The organism is Ureibacillus thermosphaericus (assembly GCF_012396605.1).
Taxonomy (GTDB): domain Bacteria; phylum Bacillota; class Bacilli; order Bacillales_A; family Planococcaceae; genus Ureibacillus; species Ureibacillus thermosphaericus.
The window spans coordinates 1-19,109 of record NZ_JAAXPW010000036.1 but is presented as its reverse complement, the minus strand read 5'-3'; the positions used below and the strand labels follow the sequence as shown (position 1 = coordinate 19,109).

Below are 19,109 nucleotides of genomic sequence, written 5' to 3'. Positions count from 1 at the left end.
GGTTATTTTGAAAAAAACGTGTGTTCAATTAAATTTTTTTCATAGATTCATAAGCTAGCAAAAGAGGAGGTGGAAAATTGAGCAGCCAAAACAATGTGGTAACAATGAATAGTGAAGCTGTTTTAATGAATAAGCTGTCAGAGCCAGAGACCATTGCCCAATTAATTACCCTGCTTGATAATCTGGAAAAATTTAACGAATTGTTTAGCGTCATTGAGCAATTTATTTCCCGCAGTCCAGAGATGGCGGATTCTATTAACAGGTTAATTTTGGCTTTGCGAGAGGAATTACCAAAAAACAATTTCATTAGTAATTTGAAAAAAAGCGTCGATACTTTAATGCGTATTCAAAATCTAATTAACACTGAAGAATTCAAGAAAATTGAAGAAACATTACTGAATGAAAGAACGCTTAAATTAGTAAGCAATTTATGCAGTTCTGTATCAGAAGCTGCTTCCAAAGAAAATTACAATGTTTCAGGCAGCTCCGGCATTTTTGTATTGTTGAAAGAACTGACAAATCCAGAAATACAACCTGCTATCCATTTTGTTTTGAACTTCGCAAAAATATTTTCAAAGGAGCTTAAGAATGCATGAACTGTCTATTGCATATAGTCTAGTGCAATTAGCAGTAGAGACTGCAGAACAAAATCATTTAAAAAAAGTGGAAGCCCTTCGCTTAAAGTTAGGGGTATTTTCTGGTGTAGTCAAAGAAGCATTGGAGTTTTCTTTTGATATTGCAACAGAAGGAACCATCATTGAAGGAGCCCGCTTAATTATTGATGAAATTCCATTAAAAATCTATTGTCCACAATGTGAAAAAGAGTATGTGCTAAAGAAGCCAGTTCCAGTCAAATGCCCGAAATGCAGCATTGGAACGGATCAGATTTTAGAGGGAAAAGAAATCGAATTATATGAACTAGTAGGTGGTTAATATTGAGCCAAGCTATTGAGCAGCCTCGCATCGTTAAAATAAGAGAGAATGTGTTGAAGAAAAATGATATTTTAGCTCGAGAATTAAGAAAGCGCTTCCAAGAAAAGCAAGTTTACGTTGTCAATATAGTTTCAAGCCCTGGTTCCGGAAAAACAACATTGCTGACGGAAGTATTGGCACGGCTTAGCCAAAAATTTAATGTGGCAGCTTTAGTAGGAGATTTGGCAACAGAGAATGATGCCCATCGCCTAGAACAAAGCGGAGCAAAAGTAAAACAAATAACAACAGGAACAGTTTGTCATCTGGAAGCCCAAATGATCGAAGATTCCATAAAAAATTGGGATCTAAATCAGCTGGATTTTTTATTTATTGAAAATGTTGGAAATTTAGTTTGCCCTTCCAGTTATGACTTAGGTGAAAATTTACGGGTTGTCTTATTCTCTACAACGGAAGGCGAAGATAAACCCGAAAAATATCCGACAATCGTCAACAGCGCCGACATTGCCATTCTTACAAAAATAGATTTGCTAGAAGCGGTGGATTTTAATAAAGAATCATTTTATCAATCCATCTATCAATCTAGACCGAATATGAAAGTTTTTGAAGTATCAGCAAAAAAAGATATGGGAATTGATCAATGGATTGATTTCTTAATAGAAGAAAAAATGAAAGCTTTTAAAAAAATGGAGGTGTGAAGAGGTAATGGTAAATGTCTTTTGGATTCATGGAGGAGCCTGCAATGGAAACACACAATCATTTTTAAATGCAGATGAACCTACCGTGATTGATTTAGTAACGGACTTTGGCATCAATATTCTTTATCATCATTCAGTTTCAATGGAATTTGGAAACCAGGTGAAAGAAATTTTAGACGACATCATTGAAGAACGTACGGAATTAGACATTTTAGTAGTGGAAGGCACCGTCATTCAAGGTCCGAATGGAACAGGCCGCTTCGATACGTTATTTGAACGCCCTAAAAAAGATTGGATTTATGATTTAGCCCATAAAGCCAAATTTGTTGTGTCTATTGGTGATTGTGCATGTTGGGGTGGAATTCCAGCAACAAGCCCGAATCCATCCGAATCAACGGGATTGCAATTCTTTAAAGATAAACCAGGCGGCTTTTTAACATCAGAGTTCCGTTCCAAAGCAGGTTTGCCGGTAATCAACATTCCAGGCTGCCCTGCCCATCCGGACTGGGTAACGCAAATACTTGTAGCGATTGCAACGGGCAGAACTTCTGATATTACACTGGATGAATATCACCGCCCTGAAACATTCTTTAAAACCTTTACGCAAACCGGCTGTACACGCGTTCAATATTATGAATATAAAGAACCGGTGGAAGAGTTTGGTCAAGGAACGAGAAAAGGCTGCCTCTTTTACGAACAAGGCTGCCGCGGTCCAATGACTCGTTCATCTTGTAACCGCATTTTATGGAACCGACAATCTTCTAAGACAAGAGCAGGCATGCCGTGCATCGGATGTACAGAGCCGCAATTCCCATTCTTTGATCTTGCGCCGGGAACTGTATTTAAAACGCAAAAAATCTTGGGAACAATTCCAAAAGAAGTGCCTACAGGTATGGATTCACTAAGCTATTCAACGCATGCTGCCATCGCGCGCACAGTAGCGCCTAAATGGGCAAAAGAAGATATGTTTGTACCGTGATAATTGGAAGGGTTGTAAAAATTAAGGAGGGGAGAATTTGGCACAGCAAACAATTAAGGTACCTTCGTTAGGTCGTGTAGAAGGGGATTTAGACGTCAAAGTAAAAATTGAAGATGGTGTGGTGGTAGATGCTTGGACAGAAGCGACAATGTTTAGGGGATTCGAAAAAATATTAATTGGAAAAGACCCTCAAGCTGGCCTCATCATGACGCCAAGAATTTGCGGAATTTGCGGCGGAAGCCACTTGACAAAATCTGCCTATGCGTTGGATACGGCATTTCATACTGAAGTGCCACCAAATGCCACTTTGATAAGAAATATCGCACAAGCGGTGGAAACACTTCAAAGTATTCCACGATGGTTCTACGCATTGTTTGCCATTGGGTTAACGCATAAAAACTATCAATCTTCTTCCTTATATGAAGAGGTAACGAGAAGATGGGCACCGTTTGTTGGAGTGAACTATGAAAAAGGAGTCATTCTTTCAGCAAAGCCGGTGGAAATTTATGCAATATTTGGAGGGCAATGGCCACATTCCAGCTTTATGATTCCTGGTGGGGTTATGTGTGCTCCGACTTTATCAGATGTGACACGTTCCATCTCCATTTTGGAATATTTCCGGAAAAATTGGCTGGAAGATGTTTTACTTGGCTGTTCAATGGAAAGATGGCTCCAAAACAAAACTTGGTCCGATGTGCTTGAGTGGTTGGAAGAAAAAGAAGAGCATTATGAATCCGATTTAGGATTGTTTATTCGTTACAGCCAAGAAATCGGATTAGATAAATATGGAGCTGGACCAGGCAAATATTTGGCTGCTGGAAGTTTCCCGCATCCTGAGAAATTTATGCATCCAACAATTGAATCAAGAAATAGTGCATTGATTGCCCGTTCTGGTGTATACGATGGTGAGAATTTCTATGATTTTGACCAAGCCCGAGTTCGCGAAGATCACACACATTCCTTCTATGAAGGAACGGGTTCATACCATCCATTTGAAGGATTTACAAATCCACTTGATCCAGAAGAAGGGCTAAAACAAGGAAAATATACGTTTGCAAAAGCTCCACGCTATTTATTGGATAACGGAGAAGAGACGCCGTTAGAAGTTGGACCGCTTGCAAGACAATTGATGGTTGCTCGGGAAGGCGCGGAAGATTGGCAAGATTATGATCCATTGATTTACAACATTGTAAAAGAAATTGGACCAAGCGTGATGGTTCGCGTGTTAGCTCGATTCCATGAAGCACCAAAATATATTCGTTATGTACAAAATTGGTTAAAGCAAATTGACTTGAATGAGAAATTCTATATAAAACCAGGCGAATTAATTGAAGGACGAGGTTTTGGAGCAACGGAAGCAGCGCGAGGATTTTTAGCCGATTGGATTCAAGTGAAGGACGGAAAAATTGAAAAGTATCAAATTATTACACCGACTGCATGGAATATTGGACCACGTGACCGCTTTGGCCAAAGAGGACCAATCGAAACGGCATTAATCGGCACACCAATTAAAAATCCGGAAGATCCAATCGAGCTGGCACATATTGCACAAGGCTACGACTCGTGCCTTGTATGTACAGTCCATGCATATGATGCAAAAACGAATAAACAATTAGCAAAGTATCGTGTAACGAATTTTTAAAAGTTAGAGATGCATTAAATGCAAACAAAACTATTAGAGGGCACTTTTCTCATAAGCCCTCTAATTTATTCATAAAAGTAATCATTAATGGGGGACAGCATGATTACAATTATAGGCTGCGGTAATTTGATTCGAAAAGACGATGGAGCTGGTCCGATTTTAATACGAAAATTATGGGATTTAGGCGTTCCTTCGCATGTGCGCTTAGCGGATGGAGGAACGGCGGGAATGGATGTCGTATTCCAAATCGGAAAAGCTGAAGAATTGATCATTATTGATGCTTGCACAACAGGAGCTGAACCGGGGACGGTGTTTGAAATACCCGGTGAGGAAGTGGAGGAAACGCCGTTAGAGAATATCAACTTGCATGATTTTCGCTGGAATCATGCCATTGCCATGGGAAAATGGCTTTTGAAAAATGACTTTCCAAAAAAAGTAACGGTCTATTTAATTGAAGCTCAGGATTTATCTTACGGTACGGGGCTTTCGCCAGCAGTGGATGAAAGTGTAAACAAACTAGCCAAAAAAATCATTCGGAAAGTATCAGGTGAAGAAATTGAAGTGTCAAATAACTGAGAGTGGCTATTTACATATCCCTGCAGAAATTGCACAACAGTATTTTACGACTGGGGCAGTGATCGCCCTTTTGAAAGGAAAAGAACTGCTGATCATGCCAGTGAATTATGTAGGAGCTGGCGGGTTAATTTTAAAATATCGCAATGCCAAAGGAGATCGTTCTGTATTGCTTTCCGAACTTTTGCCGGAAGATGTGGACTATGGTATGCGTGACGTCCAGTGGGATGAAGAAGCATTGGCGCTTCGGATACCACTTTATATAACGTAAGATTGCCCGATGTTTTTTGGCATAGAAAATCTTTGAGGGTATGCTCGGACAATTTCCCGTCATTGGAACGGGAATACCCGAGATCCCCCCACTTATTGATAAGCGAAATTTTGTAGTGGATTGGATGGAAGGGGAGTGTCAAAATGTTAAAACGTCAGCCAATTGGTGTATTTCCAGGTACAGCAGGATTCTTTTTATTGCCTCCCATTGATCATGCGGATACCATTATGCCTTCTTTACTGCAAGGTTTTATGCCAAAACCTTGTCCGAAAGAATGGCAATTTTTTTTAGCTGCAATTGAAGGAGAACCGGTTGAGAGAGTAGAGGAGTTATTGCCTGAAACACCGGAAAGCCATTTTAATCGATTTATTTTATATCCAGAGAAAGAATATTACGAAAAAGCAAAATCCATGTTGGAAGAAGATTTGCTTTTGCTTTTAGATGCAGTTGCCTGGCGTTTCAATATGAAACAAGAACCTCCCTGCTATGATGACAAAACAGTTGGCGAAATTCGCGCTTTCATTTTAGCAACCCATGCGTATGATGCTTTTCAACAGAACAACTGGATAAAAGGAATTGAACTATTAGAAGAAGCTGCTCAAGCTGTCCAGGATATTTCACCGATTTTTTCAGCAAGGCTGCTAAGTGAAGCGGCTTCAACGAAACAATCATTAGGAATGGTAGACAAGCAGTTAATTGAGTTATATAAAACAGCATTAAAACTAATCGAACAATCGCCTTTTGAAGATATGCGTGCAGAATTGACTTTTCAGCTAGGAACAGCTTATCAGGAATTAGCAGATGGCAATAAAACCTATTATCAGGAATCCATCAAATGCTATAACAAAGCATTAAAAACGTTCAGGAAAGATCAATATCCTGAAAACTACGCCATGATTCATATGAATTTAGCTTTGTCTTATATAGCGATGCCGCCCAATGCCCATAATTATCAATTAAAAAATGCAATGGCGATTCAGTCTCTTCGGGAAGCATTGCGTTATCTGGATAAAGAGAGCCATAGGGATTTATGGTGCAGTGCAACAATTAATTTAGCCAATGCATTGCAATATGCTAAGTCTTCCCACATTGAAGATAACTTATGGGAAGCTGTGGCGCTTTATGAAGATGTGTTAAAAGTGCGCAGGAAGGAAACAGATCCTCATGGCTATGCACGGCTTGTCGCAAATCAAGGTACAGCCCTCTCTCATCTGGGCGCGTTCTCCAGCGCGGTTCCAAAACTAACCGAAGCAAAACAAATTTTTAAAGAGCTTGGTGATAAGGAATCTGCAAAAGTTGTGGAGGATATGTTGCAGGAAATCAGGATGAAACAAGAAGAACTTTCCAAACAGTAGCGGGGGGAAGCTAGTGAGCGATTATGAAAAACAATATTTTAATACATTGCTGCAAATAGCAACAGAGCGATTGGTAGAGCGGGCCGTTCAACGGTCGGAAGGTGCAGAAAAAGCTTTGCGCCTGCTGCGTACAGACCCTTATGGCAACGGGATATGGCTGGATAAATTCATCAATGCTTTTTTTGAGGAATTTTTACTTGATAATACTGCTGGTTCTTGTTTTATCTTGCAAGCATTATCAAAAAGGCGTTATAACTTAGAATTATTGCCTCAACAAGCGTTAACGGTGGAAGAAATTATCAAGAAGATGGCAAAAGAAGTGTTTGGGGAGCTGTTAAAACAAAAGGCAGAGGAATTGCTTGAACAGCATGTAGCTTTTGGGGGGTGAACCTTTTGAAAACACCATCGAGAAGTGTAGAGGATTTGACAGGGCGGATCGATCAAATTTTAAGAGAGATACGGGACATGGATTTTACGGACTATCAACTGAAAAAAATCATGGAGTTAAAAAAAGCCATTGAAGCTTTTCATGAAGATGCCCTAAGAAAGCTAGTCAAAATTGTGCGCTCAACGGATGAAGGAAAAAGGTTGATGATGGAGGCGATTGAAGACCCTTCTGTCTATACGATGCTTTTATTGCATGGAATTATTAAACAAAACTTATATACAAAAGTCGCAGCGGTTATGGAAGAGATTCGGCCTTATTTAAACTCCCACGGCGGCAATATTGAATTAGAGAAAATAGAAGACAATGTGGTCTATGTACGAATGCAAGGAGCTTGTTCGGGGTGTTCCTTATCGGCGGTGACATTAAAAAGTGGAGTGGAAGAAGTCATCAAAACTCGGGTTCCGGAAATTGAAAGAGTTGAGATGGTGAACGAGTTATCTCCGGGCTTTATGCCATTTCATCAACAAGTGGACGAGAGGAGCTTATTAGAATCAGGTTGGAGAGAAGGGCCAAATATCAAAGAGCTTCAAGAGAATAAACCCTATTACATCACGATTGATGGCATAGATGTGTTGCTCATTATTATTGATAACAAAGTAATGGCTTACCGAAATCGATGCCCTCATAAAGGAACCCCTTTTACACAAGAGGCAGTTGAGCAAGAAGGAAATATGTTTTTAATCGGGCATGACGAAACGTTTCGCTTTGACTTAACCAATGGGGAATGTATAACTGTCCCATATATTCAATTAGAACCGTTTCCTGTCCGAATAGAAAATCAAAAAGTGTGGATTAGAACCGGGAATGGGGGGATTGTAGATGTGCTTAGCGATTCCAGGAAAAATCATTGAGCTTTTGGATGACAATTTGGCGATGATTGATGTTTCAGGTGTTAGACGTAAAGTCAACATCAGTTTAATCAAACACGAAAATGTGCAAGTAGATGACTGGGTGTTAATCCACGTCGGTTTTGCAATGAATAAAATTAGTGAAGAACAAGCGAAAGAGCAATTACAGCTGTTAGCGGAAATTGGAGAAGAACAGGAAGCATTAGCAGAAGTGAAAGGCTATCAATTTGAATAAGTGGATATGATTGGGGGATAAACATGAAAATGCGATTTGTGGATGAATTTCGCAATCCTGAACTCATCCGAAAAACTTTAGATGAAATTGAGCGAATCATCGAGCCGGATGACCATTTCCGTATTATGGAAGCATGCGGGGGGCATACCTATTCCATTTTCCATTTCGGTTTACAAGAATTATTGCCGAAAAATATTGAGTTTATACATGGACCAGGTTGTCCTGTTTGTGTTCTTCCTCCAGGTCGTGTGGATGAAGGATTGGAGATTGCATCCAAAAATTCGGATGTGATTTTTACAGCTTTTGGGGATGTGATGCGAGTGCCCGGAAAAAAAGGCTCGCCTTTAAACTACAAAGCGATGGGTACAGATGTGCGGATGATTTATTCCCCTCTTGATGCATTAAACATTGCCATGAAAAATCCAGATAAAAAAGTAATATTATTCGCAATCGGTTTTGAAACGACGGCGCCTTCTACGGCCATTACGGTGTTAAAGGCAAAAGAATTGGATATCGACAACTTTTTCGTCTATTCCAACCATGTAAAAATCGTACCTGTTTTAAAATCCATCTTAGATCAGCCTAATATGAGGATTGATGGTTTTATAGGACCGGGGCATGCATCAGTCGTCATTGGCGCCCACCCTTATGAAACTATTGCAAAAGAATATAAGAAGCCGGTTGTGATTTCTGGATTTGAACCGTTGGATTTATTACAGTCCATTTTAATGTTAATCAAACAATTGAAAAACGGGGAATCCAAAGTGGAAATTCAATATAAGCGGGTTGTGATGGAAGGAGGCAATGTTTCTGCGCTCGAAATCATGAATCAAGTGTTTGAAGACCGTCCAGCATTCGAATGGCGCGGATTAGGAGCGATTCAAAATTCTGCATTGAAGCTAAAGCCAGAATTTTCTAAATGGGACGCAGAAGTGCAATTTAATGTTGAAAAAATCACGATTGAAGAAAATAAAGATGCCCAATGCGGCGAGGTGTTAAAAGGAATGCTCAAGCCAAATCAATGCAAATTGTTTGGAAAAGTATGCACGCCAGACAATCCTGTCGGCGCTCTCATGGTTTCTTCTGAAGGGGCGTGTGCAACTTATTACAATCATCTCTATTCAACCATGAGCTTATAACATTTTATCAAGGAAAAAGGAGTCGTTGCCATGCTGAAAGAGAAAATCGCATTTAGAGAACCAACCATTCAACTAGCCCATGGAGCCGGCGGGAAGGCAAGCAGGAGGTTAATTGAGGGACTATTAGCGCCATATTTAAATGTTAGTGAATTAAATGATGCGGCCTATGTCCAAATCGATCAAGCCCAAATTGCTTTTACAGCAGATAGTTTTGTAGTGAATCCATTGAGATTTCCAGGAGGTTCCATTGGTGAGCTAGCAATCAATGGAACGGTAAATGATCTTGCAATGGGCGGTGCGAAACCACTGGCAATTGTGACAACTTTCATCATCGAAGCAGGTCTGGAAACAGAAATATTGGAAGCTGAAATAAAAGCCATGCATGAAGCGGCGGAAAAAGCAAATGTGGCCATTGTAGGCGGCGATACAAAAGTGGTCGAACATCAAAAAGCGGACAAGCTGTTTATTACAACAGCAGGCATTGGTTTGGTGGATTCAAGAGTCAATTTATCAGCAGGCAGGGTGAAGCAAGGAGACAAAATCATTCTCTCAGGGCCTATTGGAGATCATGGCATCACCATTCTCTTTGCCCGGGGAGAACTTGACTTAGAGGCAAATATCAAAACAGATACCCGTGCAGTTTGGCCCTTTGTTTCGAAACTGATTGATGCTGCAGCACCGGGATTAAAATGGATGCGAGATCCAACCCGTGGAGGAATGGCGACGGCTTTAAATGAACTAGCAAGAGATGCAAAAGTGGCAATCATGCTTGAAGAAGAAGCCATCCTAGTGAATCCAGAAGTTCGCGGCGCTTGTGAAATACTAGGTCTTGATCCTATGCATATAGCAAACGAAGGACAATTCATTGCTGTTGTTAGTGAGGAATATGCCGATACCGCATTAAAAGCCATTCAACAAGTTCCAGGTGGAGAACAGGCAGCCATCATTGGAGAAGTGTTTGAAAGCGACCGCCATATTGTCCTTTCCCGCTCTTCCTATGGAGGAACGCGTGCGATTGATATGTTAGTCGGTGATCCGCTCCCACGGATATGTTAGCAATCTTTCCTAGAAAGAGAGGAATAAAAATGACAACGCCATATCGTACAATGACCTATACTTTTTTACCTGATACTGCTATTTGCGATGATTGTTTAAAAGAATTGTTTGACCCGGAAAGTAAACGTTATTTATATCCATATATCGGCTGCCCTAATTGTGGTCCAAGATATGCGTTAATGAAAAATGTTCCATTTGAACGCCAAAATACAACCATGGCGGATTGGGAAATGTGCCCTTCCTGTAAAGAAGAATATGAAAATCCGCAAAACCGCCGGTACCACGCAGAATTAAATTGCTGCCCACAATGCGGACCAAACTATTACCTATCTGAAAACGGAGAGCGCTATGAAGGCGAAGAGATGTTTCGTCGGGTCGCTGAACTATTGAATGCCGGGGAAATCCTTCTTGTAAAAAACAATGGAGGCTATCATTTAGTTTGCGATGCCTTTAATAGAAATGCAGTACAGGTAATGAGGGATAAATTAGGCCGTCCAAGAAAATCCTTTGCCATTATGGTCAAAGATTTAGAAGCGGCCAAGGAGATTGTCCATTTATCCGAAAAAGAAGAAGCCATTTTGTTATCGAAAAAGCGACCTATTCTGCTTGCAAAATCAAAAAGTGAAGAATTGAGTTCCATCGTGGCGCCAAATAATACGGATATTGGCCTTATGGTGCCTTATACAGGATTGCAGCATTTGCTTTTCCATTTTGGAGCACCCCGCTATATCGTGATGACAAGCGCCAATTATCCAGGAGAACCTACTATTCATAAAGAAGATCAATTAACGAGATTAGTAGAGGATTTTCAATGTGCAACATTAATAGGAGAACGTGAAATTGAGCGCAGCGTTGACGATACGGTTTTAAAAGTGACAAAATTTGGAGCAGTTCTATTTAGAAGATCCCGGGGCTATAACAATTTGTTGGATATCACGTTGCCTTCTTCCCGCCCGATTTTAACGGTAGGTGCAGATTTAAAGAGCACCATTACGCTGTTAAAAGACCAGAAAGTCGTTATGAGCCACCATCTTGGTGACATGACGAAATATGGCACACAGTTGAAGTTTGAACGGACAGTGAAGGATTATTTGGCCATCCATGGGGTGGACTTGAGCGAAACCATCATCGGTTATGATTTGCATCCGGAATACTTTACGACTAAATTTGCCCAAAATTTAGAAGGCTATCGACATATCGCCGTTCAACATCATAAAGCCCATTTGGCCTCTATATTGGCATTGAAAAATAAACTGTCCGAACGGGTTGTTGGCATTGTTTTTGACGGTGCTGGATTTGGTGAAGATGGAGAAATTTGGGGCGGTGAAATCTTTGTTGGAAGCGTACAGGAAGGATTTACGCGGCGCGGCCATTTAAGAAAAGCATCTTTAATTGGCGGAGATGCCGCAGCAACATATCCGCTTCAAGCATTAGCTGGATTTATTGGGGATTTTGACAAAGACTTGTTTGATCGGCTGCATCTTCCGGATCCGTTCCCGAAAGCGCTGAAAATTAAGGAAAAAAATATTCGGACATTTCCGACAACGTCTGTAGGCAGGTTATATGATGCGGTGGCGGCATTACTAGGTTTCCATTTGGACAACTCCTTTGAAGGGGAAGCGGCTATAGCATTGGAGTATTTTGCCAGCCAATCCAAAGTGGAAGAAGTCTACACATTCCCTTGGACGGGTGAAGAATTAGACTATCGCCCATTATTTGAAGAAATGATTCAATCAAAGCTGAAAGGCCAATCACCATCAGTGATTGCAAGGGGATTCCATCGCAGTTTGGCCCAGGCGGTTGTGGATGTGATTCAGTTCCTTTGTGAAGAATATGATACGAATTACGCCGTATTGTCCGGCGGGGTGTTCCATAATAGTCTGCTGGTTTCCGACATTTTCGATTTATTGGAAGGTTCAAAGATTGAAATTTTATATGATGATGAAGTTCCATTGGGCGATAACTGCATCAGTTTGGGACAAGCAGCCATTCTTTCAGCAACAATCATTGAATAAAAGGTGAGCACTATGAAGGTTAATAATCGATTCCTACTTTTATCAGTGCTGATTTTCGCATGTTTCCTGCTGGTTGCATGCGCATCCCAAGCTTCTGACTCAGAAACAGACAAGAAAAAAGATAGTTTAGTATTGGCAATCGGCTCAGAACCGACCGATGGATTTGATCCAACGACTGGATGGGGGCGGTACGGTTCCCCATTGTTTCAAAGCACCTTGCTTACACTGGACCGAAATTTCAATGTGCAGCCGGATTTGGCCGTGGACTATAGCGTGAGTGAAGATGGATTGGAGTGGACTGTAAAAATTCGCGATGATGTGAAGTTTTCCGACGGTGAGCCGCTGACAATCGAGGATGTGATATTTACCTTTGAAACGGCCAAAAACAGCCAATCAGTGGTGGACTTACAAAACTTAAAAAAGATTGAAAAACTTGATGCCCAAACAGTGAAATTTGTTTTAGAAAGACCCCAATCGACCTTTTTATACACATTAACAATGCTAGGAATTGTGCCGAAACATGCCTATTCTGAAAACTATCGGGAAAATCCAATTGGCTCTGGACCATATAAGTTAGTGCAATGGGATAAAGGGCAGCAGCTGATTGTCGAGGAGAATCCTTATTATTACGGAAAAAAATCTCCTTTTAAGAAATTAACATTCCTCTTTTTATCCCAGGATGCCGCATTTTTAGCGGCAAAAGCGGGACAGGTGGATATTGTATCCGTTCCGCCAAACTTAGCGAAAGAATCCATTTCTGGAATGAAGTTAATCGCCTTGGATAGTGTAGATAACCGGGGGATTATGCTGCCTTTCGTAAAACCGGGATACGATGCTGAAAAAGGAATTGAAATTGGGCATGAGGTTACATCGGATCTGGCCATTCGAAAAGCGCTGAATATCTGCATTGACAGGGACAAGCTAGTGGAAGATGTTCTTGAAGGATTCGGCACTCCTGCTTTTTCGGTAGCGGACAAACTGCCATGGTGGAATGAAGAGACCGTTTTTGAAGATGGGGATATAGAAGCGGCAGAACAAATTTTAATGGATGCCGGATGGCGGAAAAACGCGGATGGAATTTTTGAAAAAGACGGAGAGAAGGCAAGTTTTACATTGGTATATCCCGCCAGTGACCAAACGCGCCAATCGTTGGCCATTGCATTTAAACAAATGGCCAAAGAAATCGGCATTGAGGTCAACACGGAAGGCAAAAGCTGGAGCGAAATCGAGGAAGTTATGCATTCAACGCCAGTCGTTATGGGATGGGGAAGCCATGACCCGATTGAAATTTACCACCTGTACCATAGCAAATACCGTGGCCAAGGCTATTCCAATGCTAACTATTATTCGAACAAAAAAGTCGACCAATATATGGACCAGGCTATTCATGCTATAACGCCGGAGGAAGCTAATGAATATTGGAAAAAAGCCCAATGGGATGGAGAAACGGGCTTTTCTGCTTTGGGCGATGCTCCATGGGTTTGGTTGGTGAATCTTCAGCACTTATATTTTGTGAATGAACATTTGAATATAGGCGAACAGAAGATACAACCCCATGGACACGGATGGCCGATAACGGAATTTATTGCAGATTGGACATGGGAAGAGTGAGTATGGAAAGAAGGTAGAGGGCATTGCAACTCTTGAATATAGGAAAATTTATTCTATTGCGCACATTGAAATTTGCCATATTGCTATTTGCCGTTGTCTTGTTCTCTTTCATACTCGTCAGCTTCTCGCCTGTCGATCCCATCCAATCCTATCTCGGGGCGGAGATGATGGTGGTCAGCGAAGAGCAAAAGGAACGACTTGCTGAATATTTTGGTGTCGATGAATCAAAAACACAGCAATTTCTTAATTGGTTGAATATGTTTTTGCATGGGGATTTGGGCACTTCCCTCTTATACAGGCAAGAGGTAATCGCTGTAATACAAGAAAGATTTCTGGCCTCTTTTGTATTAATGGCAATTTCATGGATAATCTCTGGAATTTTTGGTTATGCATTAGGAGTCATTGCAGGGATGAATAAAGGAACGATGATAGATAAAGCCATTAAATCCTTTTGTTTCATCCTCGCTTCAACACCTGCCTTTTGGATAGGCATATTATTATTAATTGTCTTTTCCTTGTGGCTCGGTTGGTTTCCTATTGGTTTAAGCCTGCCTATTGGAATGTTGGCTGAAGAAGTAACGGTATGGGATTGGTTAAAACATATCATTCTCCCTGCTTTGACATTAAGTATTATTGGCGTTTCCAATATCACCCTTCATACAAGGCAAAAAGTGATGGACGTTCTCGAGAGTGAATTTATCCGATTTGCCCGGTCAAAGGGGGAAGAAGGTTTCCGGCTTTTTGCCAGACATGGTTTGCGAAATACGTTATTCCCTGCCATTTCTGTGCACTTTGCCTCATTTGGAGAATTGTTTGGAGGGGCCATTTTAGCTGAACAAGTATTTTCTTATCCGGGTTTGGGACAAGCCATCGTTCAAGCAGGAATGAATAGTGATGTTCCCCTGTTGCTGGGAATCGTTGTATTTAGTACGTTGTTTGTGTTTATCGGCAATTTATTGGCCGATTTGTTGTATTACCTCATCGATGTACGGATGAAAAATGGTGAAACGATATGAAAAATCAGTATCTTTCTATTGATTTTGACAGTACCAATTATAAAAGACGAATCTTATGGAAAATCATCGGACTTGTATGCCTCTTTTTGCTAGTTGCCCTTAGTGGTTTTTGGATTGGGGAAGAACAGATCGAAGCAAATATGGGTGAAAAGCATCTTAGCCCTTCCTTGGATCATCCTTTTGGGACAGATTGGCTAGGTCGCGATATGTTTTTTCGAACGCTTTTGGGGCTTCATTTAAGTTGGAAGGTAGGATTATTCGCAGCTGTTATAAGTACAGTGATTGCATTGACATTAAGCTTGCTTTCATCGATCAATAAATTTTTTGATTCGCTTGTCACGATGCTTATCGATTTGTTTTTAAGCATTCCCCACCTCGTCGCTTTAATTTTAATTGCTTTCGTGCTAGGAGGGGGAGTAAAAGGCATTGTGATTGGGATTGCATTTACCCATTGGCCTTCGCTGACGAGGGTGTTACGGGCGGAAATCTTGCAAATCAAATCATCGGAATATGTACATATATCTAAGAAATTGGGAAAATCCCGCATGTGGATTATCCGGCATCACTACTTGCCGCAGCTAGCGCCCCAATTGTTTGTTGGCTTTATCTTGTTGTTTCCGCATGCCATATTGCATGAATCCGCCATTACTTTCTTAGGGTTTGGATTATCGCCGGAACAGCCCGCTATCGGCATAATATTATCAGAGGCGATGAAATATTTAACAATGGGCATGTGGTGGCTTGTTGTTTTTCCTGGTCTTTCATTGTTTGGGATGGTCGTGATATTTGATGCGTTGGGCAATAACTTGAGAAAACTGTTGAATCCAAATTAAGAAAGGATTTCATTCATGCATGTTTATGAATTGAATCATGAAACACAGGAAGAACTAGAAAAAATACAAAACAATCTTTTGCTGGAAGTAAAAAATTTATCCCTCACCATTGAACGATTTGGCAAAGGATGGACAAGGGAACGTTTATATGTTATTCGAGACTTTCATTTAAAGATTCATCATGGAGAAGTAGTGGCAATTGTAGGTGCCAGTGGGTCAGGCAAAAGTTTGTTAGCGGACGCCATTTTAGGAATTCATCCGAAGAATTCAATTGTTGATGGGATGATAAAATACGAAAACGAACTGTTGACGGAGAAACGAAGAAAACGGCTTCGGGGCAATGATATTCTGTTGATTCCACAAATGACCAATGCCTTAGACCCTTTAATGAAAGTTGGAAAACAAGTAAAAACATTAATGAAACAAAACAATCATCAAAAAGCGGTGAAGCAAATTTTCCAAAAGGTAGGGCTGGACCCAGATGTTTATGATCAAATTCCTTCCGCATGTTCAGGAGGGATGATTCGAAAAATTTTTATTGCCATGGCGTTGGCGAGTGAAGCGAAGTTAATCATTGCAGATGAACCAACGAATGGACTGGATTATGAATCAATAGATGAAATGTTATTCCAAATAAAAATGTTGGAAAAGGACAACAAGGGAGTAATCATGATTACCCATGATTTAGAAGCGGCAATGAAAGTAGCCGATAAAATAGCCGTGTTCTATGCGGGGGAAACCGTTGAAGTGGTTGACAAAAAACATTTGAAAAAAGGCGGGAAATTCCGTCACCCCTATTCCAGAGCATTGTGGAATGCATTGCCGCAAAACGGGTTTATCGCCATTGATAGCACCCAACCTTCCGCTACTGAAAAATTGACTGGTTGTTCCTTTGCAAAGCAATGTCCGAAAGCAACGAAAAAATGCAAAATAGAAAAGCCGTTATTAAAAGAGATTAGTCATGACGAAATGGTTAGGTGCTTTTATGCTGGAATGTAAAAATATAGGTTTTTATTACAATCGTTCAAATTGGCTGTTTCGAAACATCCATTTATCCATTGAACGGGGAGAAATTATCGGCATATACGGAAAAAGCGGATCTGGGAAAACGACCCTTGCAAAAATCATGGCAAACTATCTTTCTCCTACGGAAGGGGAAGTTCTAGTGGATGGTGAAAAGAGCAATCATTCAGAAGTGTACCCAGTGCAGTTGATTTGGCAGCATCCTGAACAGGCTATCAATCCTAAATGGAAGCTTTCCAAAATATTTGAAGAAGCAAAAGAATTGGATCAAGATATCCCCTCTATCCTTGGCATTAAAGAGGAGTGGCTCAATCGCAGAGCTCACGAACTTTCTGGCGGCGAGCTGCAAAGGTTTTGCATTGCCCGCGCCTTTCATCCCGATACCCGGTATATTATTGCCGATGAAATTACCAGCATGTTCGACGCCATTACACAGGCGCAAATATGGCATGCTCTCATTCGGCTTGTAAAAGAGCGGAATATCGGAGTATTGGCCATCAGTCACCACATTTCCTTGCTGGAAAGAATTAGCGATCGCATCATTGATTTTAATCAATTAAAGGGGGCGTCTGAAAAGTCATTTTGAGACGCCCCCTTTGCGGCTGTCGCATATGCTTTCGCCGCAGATAAATTGCGGCTGTCGCATATGCTTTCGCCGCAGATAAATTGCGGCTGTCGCATATGCTTTCGCCGCAGATAAATTGCGGCTGTCGCATTATGCTTTCGCCGCAGATAAATTGCGGCTGTCGCATATGCTTTCGCCGCAGATAAATTGCGGCTGTCGCATTATGCTTTCGCCGCAGATAAATTGCGGCTGTCGCACATGCTTTCGCCGCAGATAAATTGCGGCTGTCGCTAGAGTTTTTGCCGCAGATAAATTGCGACGGGGAGGCGCGTTTTGTAACCACCGCAGGAGCAAAGTTTTTAAGAGAATATTACTATAAGAAGTAAGGCTGTTCAGAAAGTGATTGACTTTCTGGACAGTCCCTTCCTTTTTACAAAAAATTGGTGCTGGTTTTTCTCACCAACACCACATATTGAAGAGTCATAATAAAAAGCCATCTATTAATGAGAGATGATTTTTTATCTATTTATTTAATAGGGACCATTTCACTTTCTGGGCAGCTGCCTCTGCAATTATATATGAAAATAGGTTAGATGGCATTTAAAAAATAGTTCAAATAATAAATAATACTTATTTTTTTCTTAAATATAATCCTTCAGTTGTAGTAATCATCTCAATAAGCTTTCTAGATTTTTCATCTTGATAATATAGAGAAACTATTAATTCATTTACCCAAGCAATCACCTTTAATTCTGGTAAATAGATTATAGTTTGTTCATACCCTCTAAGGCTCAGTTTTAAGAGACATGCTAATTCTATGGGGGTATTAACTTGAATGAATAGATAATCCTTAATTTTTATAAGGTAATTTCTTTCTTCCTCAGAGAGGTAATCTGGTAATCTTTTTGAGAAGTAAAAAGAGCTTTGTACCCATAACGGACTATAGCAGGACAATATTGTTAAAGTATTGATATATTTTCTTTCAACTTCAAAATATTCATTTACTGTTTGCTCTTTTCGAGTAAAAAAAACATCTAGTGGAGAAAACCATTCCATAGTTTTATTAATTATCATTGGAAAACGATCTATCAATACAAAATTTTCTGGATATAAATTGAAAAGCTCTTCTTCATTAATAAATCCATCACTATCAAATGGAATTGAAAGATTAAATGAAGCAATTATTTCTTTATATGTCATATTATTATAGTTCTCTTTCAATTTATAATAAACACCACTTTTCTATCTTAATATCTATTCAATATTTTTCCTTTTTCATCTAATGAAGCAACAGTATTTCCTTTATTATCTTTTAGTTTCCATTTTCTACCTCCATGTCCTGCTGTATCTTTATCTATTTGCCATCCCGTTTTTGGATCTTTATAGGCAGTTTTCCCATTTACTTTATCGGTAAATTTACCCAAATCTACATAACCATCATTATTTAATAGTTTTTTTGGAATTGCTTTGTATGCTATATTAATATTTTCAACTAAAGTTGGTTCTTTCAACCATAATTGATAAACTCCAGCTGCTACAGTTAATCCTGCTGCTGCCCAAACATAATCAGAGATAGCAATTGCTGGTACTACAAGTAATGGTAAAGCAGCAGGCTGTACTGAGTTATCCGTTTCAACTAAGAACTCTTTTTCGTTTACTATGAAAGATTCCTTTTCTAAGTTATTATTTTCCTGAGCATTAACCATTGGAATGTTTGATACTAATAATATTAAAACTGAAAAATATCACTACCGTCGCATAAATGATGTCTGAATTTTCAGTTTTATTTTTTCTGGACTTTAGAGAAAAAACGAAAACACCTAAGCGAGGGTAGTAAACATCCATTTTTTTACTATAACCTATGACTTGTGC

At 40.1% G+C, this 19,109-nt stretch carries 21 protein-coding genes; 19 read left to right on the top strand and 2 right to left on the bottom strand.

What is annotated here, in order from left to right:
* Window positions 1-77: 77 nt before the first annotated feature.
* The 19 genes from HF990_RS12480 (at window position 78) to HF990_RS12390 (ending at window position 17,258) form a co-directional block, all read left to right on the top strand.
* A complete protein-coding gene (locus tag HF990_RS12480; RefSeq protein ID WP_096550092.1) occupies window positions 78-596 on the top strand; it encodes a helical membrane plugin domain-containing protein in 519 nt (172 codons plus the stop codon).
* Window positions 589-933 carry a hydrogenase maturation nickel metallochaperone HypA gene (gene hypA, locus HF990_RS12475; protein ID WP_096550093.1) on the top strand — a complete coding sequence of 115 codons (345 nt, stop codon included), beginning with the start codon at window positions 589-591 and terminating at the stop codon, window positions 931-933. Before HF990_RS12480 ends, hypA begins: the two co-directional genes overlap by 8 nt.
* A gap of 2 nt (window positions 934-935) precedes the next feature.
* Window positions 936-1,628 (top strand): hydrogenase nickel incorporation protein HypB, encoded by a 693-nt coding sequence (gene hypB / locus HF990_RS12470; protein WP_210730816.1) that lies wholly within the window; start codon window positions 936-938, stop codon window positions 1,626-1,628.
* A gap of 7 nt (window positions 1,629-1,635) precedes the next feature.
* The gene (locus HF990_RS12465) at window positions 1,636-2,607 is read left to right on the top strand and encodes a hydrogenase small subunit (protein ID WP_168412714.1); all 972 of its coding nucleotides are present in this window, start codon (window positions 1,636-1,638) and stop codon (window positions 2,605-2,607) included.
* A 37-nt stretch (window positions 2,608-2,644) separates the two neighbouring features.
* Window positions 2,645-4,249: a nickel-dependent hydrogenase large subunit gene (locus tag HF990_RS12460; RefSeq protein WP_096550095.1), complete on the top strand. Its 1,605-nt coding sequence runs from the start codon at window positions 2,645-2,647 to the stop codon at window positions 4,247-4,249.
* 99 nt (window positions 4,250-4,348) lie between these two features.
* Complete coding sequence (locus HF990_RS12455; RefSeq protein ID WP_168412713.1) at window positions 4,349-4,825, top strand: hydrogenase maturation protease; 477 nt, start codon at window positions 4,349-4,351, stop codon at window positions 4,823-4,825.
* Window positions 4,806-5,093: a hydrogenase maturation protease gene (locus HF990_RS12450; RefSeq protein WP_096550097.1), complete on the top strand. Its 288-nt coding sequence runs from the start codon at window positions 4,806-4,808 to the stop codon at window positions 5,091-5,093. The genes HF990_RS12455 and HF990_RS12450 overlap by 20 nt, the downstream gene beginning before the upstream one ends.
* Before the next feature lie 143 nt (window positions 5,094-5,236).
* Entirely contained in the window at window positions 5,237-6,448 is a 1,212-nt protein-coding gene (locus HF990_RS12445) for a tetratricopeptide repeat protein (RefSeq protein ID WP_096550098.1), read from the top strand.
* A 13-nt stretch (window positions 6,449-6,461) separates the two neighbouring features.
* Entirely contained in the window at window positions 6,462-6,836 is a 375-nt protein-coding gene (locus HF990_RS12440) for a hypothetical protein (protein ID WP_096550099.1), read from the top strand.
* A 5-nt stretch (window positions 6,837-6,841) separates the two neighbouring features.
* Window positions 6,842-7,747, top strand: a complete 906-nt coding sequence (locus HF990_RS12435; protein WP_232019893.1) for a NifU family protein — start codon at window positions 6,842-6,844, stop codon at window positions 7,745-7,747.
* Window positions 7,716-7,979, top strand: a complete 264-nt coding sequence (locus tag HF990_RS12430) for a HypC/HybG/HupF family hydrogenase formation chaperone (RefSeq protein ID WP_096550100.1) — start codon at window positions 7,716-7,718, stop codon at window positions 7,977-7,979. Before HF990_RS12435 ends, HF990_RS12430 begins: the two co-directional genes overlap by 32 nt.
* Window positions 7,980-8,002: 23 nt before the next feature.
* Complete coding sequence (gene hypD / locus HF990_RS12425; protein WP_232019894.1) at window positions 8,003-9,118, top strand: hydrogenase formation protein HypD; 1,116 nt, start codon at window positions 8,003-8,005, stop codon at window positions 9,116-9,118.
* Between the two features lie 30 nt (window positions 9,119-9,148).
* On the top strand, window positions 9,149-10,174 hold the full coding sequence (gene hypE / locus HF990_RS12420) for a hydrogenase expression/formation protein HypE (protein WP_096550101.1): 1,026 nt from the start codon (window positions 9,149-9,151) through the stop codon (window positions 10,172-10,174).
* A 29-nt stretch (window positions 10,175-10,203) separates the two neighbouring features.
* The gene (hypF, locus tag HF990_RS12415) at window positions 10,204-12,189 is read left to right on the top strand and encodes a carbamoyltransferase HypF (protein ID WP_168412712.1); all 1,986 of its coding nucleotides are present in this window, start codon (window positions 10,204-10,206) and stop codon (window positions 12,187-12,189) included.
* Window positions 12,190-12,321: 132 nt separating this feature from the next.
* The gene (locus HF990_RS12410) at window positions 12,322-13,800 is read left to right on the top strand and encodes an ABC transporter substrate-binding protein (protein WP_311733646.1); all 1,479 of its coding nucleotides are present in this window, start codon (window positions 12,322-12,324) and stop codon (window positions 13,798-13,800) included.
* 32 nt (window positions 13,801-13,832) lie between these two features.
* Window positions 13,833-14,816, top strand: coding sequence for an ABC transporter permease (locus tag HF990_RS12405; RefSeq protein ID WP_409373620.1), 984 nt, complete (start codon window positions 13,833-13,835; stop codon window positions 14,814-14,816).
* A complete protein-coding gene (locus HF990_RS12400; RefSeq protein ID WP_168412709.1) occupies window positions 14,813-15,649 on the top strand; it encodes an ABC transporter permease in 837 nt (278 codons plus the stop codon). The genes HF990_RS12405 and HF990_RS12400 overlap by 4 nt, the downstream gene beginning before the upstream one ends.
* A 15-nt stretch (window positions 15,650-15,664) precedes the next feature.
* Entirely contained in the window at window positions 15,665-16,648 is a 984-nt protein-coding gene (locus HF990_RS12395) for an oligopeptide/dipeptide ABC transporter ATP-binding protein (RefSeq protein ID WP_168412708.1), read from the top strand.
* Window positions 16,611-17,258 carry an ABC transporter ATP-binding protein gene (locus HF990_RS12390; protein WP_247595888.1) on the top strand — a complete coding sequence of 216 codons (648 nt, stop codon included), beginning with the start codon at window positions 16,611-16,613 and terminating at the stop codon, window positions 17,256-17,258. Before HF990_RS12395 ends, HF990_RS12390 begins: the two co-directional genes overlap by 38 nt.
* A 609-nt stretch (window positions 17,259-17,867) precedes the next feature.
* Here HF990_RS12390 and HF990_RS12385 read toward each other — a convergent pair.
* A complete protein-coding gene (locus HF990_RS12385) occupies window positions 17,868-18,437 on the bottom strand; it encodes a hypothetical protein (RefSeq protein WP_016839623.1) in 570 nt (189 codons plus the stop codon).
* 47 nt (window positions 18,438-18,484) lie between these two features.
* Window positions 18,485-18,943 carry a hypothetical protein gene (locus HF990_RS12380; RefSeq protein ID WP_168412707.1) on the bottom strand — a complete coding sequence of 153 codons (459 nt, stop codon included), beginning with the start codon at window positions 18,941-18,943 and terminating at the stop codon, window positions 18,485-18,487.
* Window positions 18,944-19,109 lie beyond the last annotated feature (166 nt).

Excerpts from the sequence above, each read along its gene's own strand:
- hypA (WP_096550093.1), top strand. The coding sequence starts at position 589 with ATGCATGAACTGTCTATTGCATATAGTCTAGTGCAATTAGCAGTAGAG.
- HF990_RS12465 (WP_168412714.1), top strand. The coding sequence starts at position 1,636 with ATGGTAAATGTCTTTTGGATTCATGGAGGAGCCTGCAATGGAAACACA.
- HF990_RS12455 (WP_168412713.1), top strand. The coding sequence starts at position 4,349 with ATGATTACAATTATAGGCTGCGGTAATTTGATTCGAAAAGACGATGGA.
- HF990_RS12445 (WP_096550098.1), top strand. The coding sequence starts at position 5,237 with ATGTTAAAACGTCAGCCAATTGGTGTATTTCCAGGTACAGCAGGATTC.
- HF990_RS12430 (WP_096550100.1), top strand. The coding sequence starts at position 7,716 with ATGTGCTTAGCGATTCCAGGAAAAATCATTGAGCTTTTGGATGACAAT.
- hypD (WP_232019894.1), top strand. The coding sequence starts at position 8,003 with ATGAAAATGCGATTTGTGGATGAATTTCGCAATCCTGAACTCATCCGA.
- hypE (WP_096550101.1), top strand. The coding sequence starts at position 9,149 with ATGCTGAAAGAGAAAATCGCATTTAGAGAACCAACCATTCAACTAGCC.
- hypF (WP_168412712.1), top strand. The coding sequence starts at position 10,204 with ATGACAACGCCATATCGTACAATGACCTATACTTTTTTACCTGATACT.
- HF990_RS12400 (WP_168412709.1), top strand. The coding sequence starts at position 14,813 with ATGAAAAATCAGTATCTTTCTATTGATTTTGACAGTACCAATTATAAA.
- HF990_RS12395 (WP_168412708.1), top strand. The coding sequence starts at position 15,665 with ATGCATGTTTATGAATTGAATCATGAAACACAGGAAGAACTAGAAAAA.
- HF990_RS12390 (WP_247595888.1), top strand. The coding sequence starts at position 16,611 with ATGACGAAATGGTTAGGTGCTTTTATGCTGGAATGTAAAAATATAGGT.
- HF990_RS12385 (WP_016839623.1), bottom strand. The coding sequence starts at position 18,437 with ATGACATATAAAGAAATAATTGCTTCATTTAATCTTTCAATTCCATTT.
- HF990_RS12380 (WP_168412707.1), bottom strand. The coding sequence starts at position 18,943 with ATGGTTAATGCTCAGGAAAATAATAACTTAGAAAAGGAATCTTTCATA.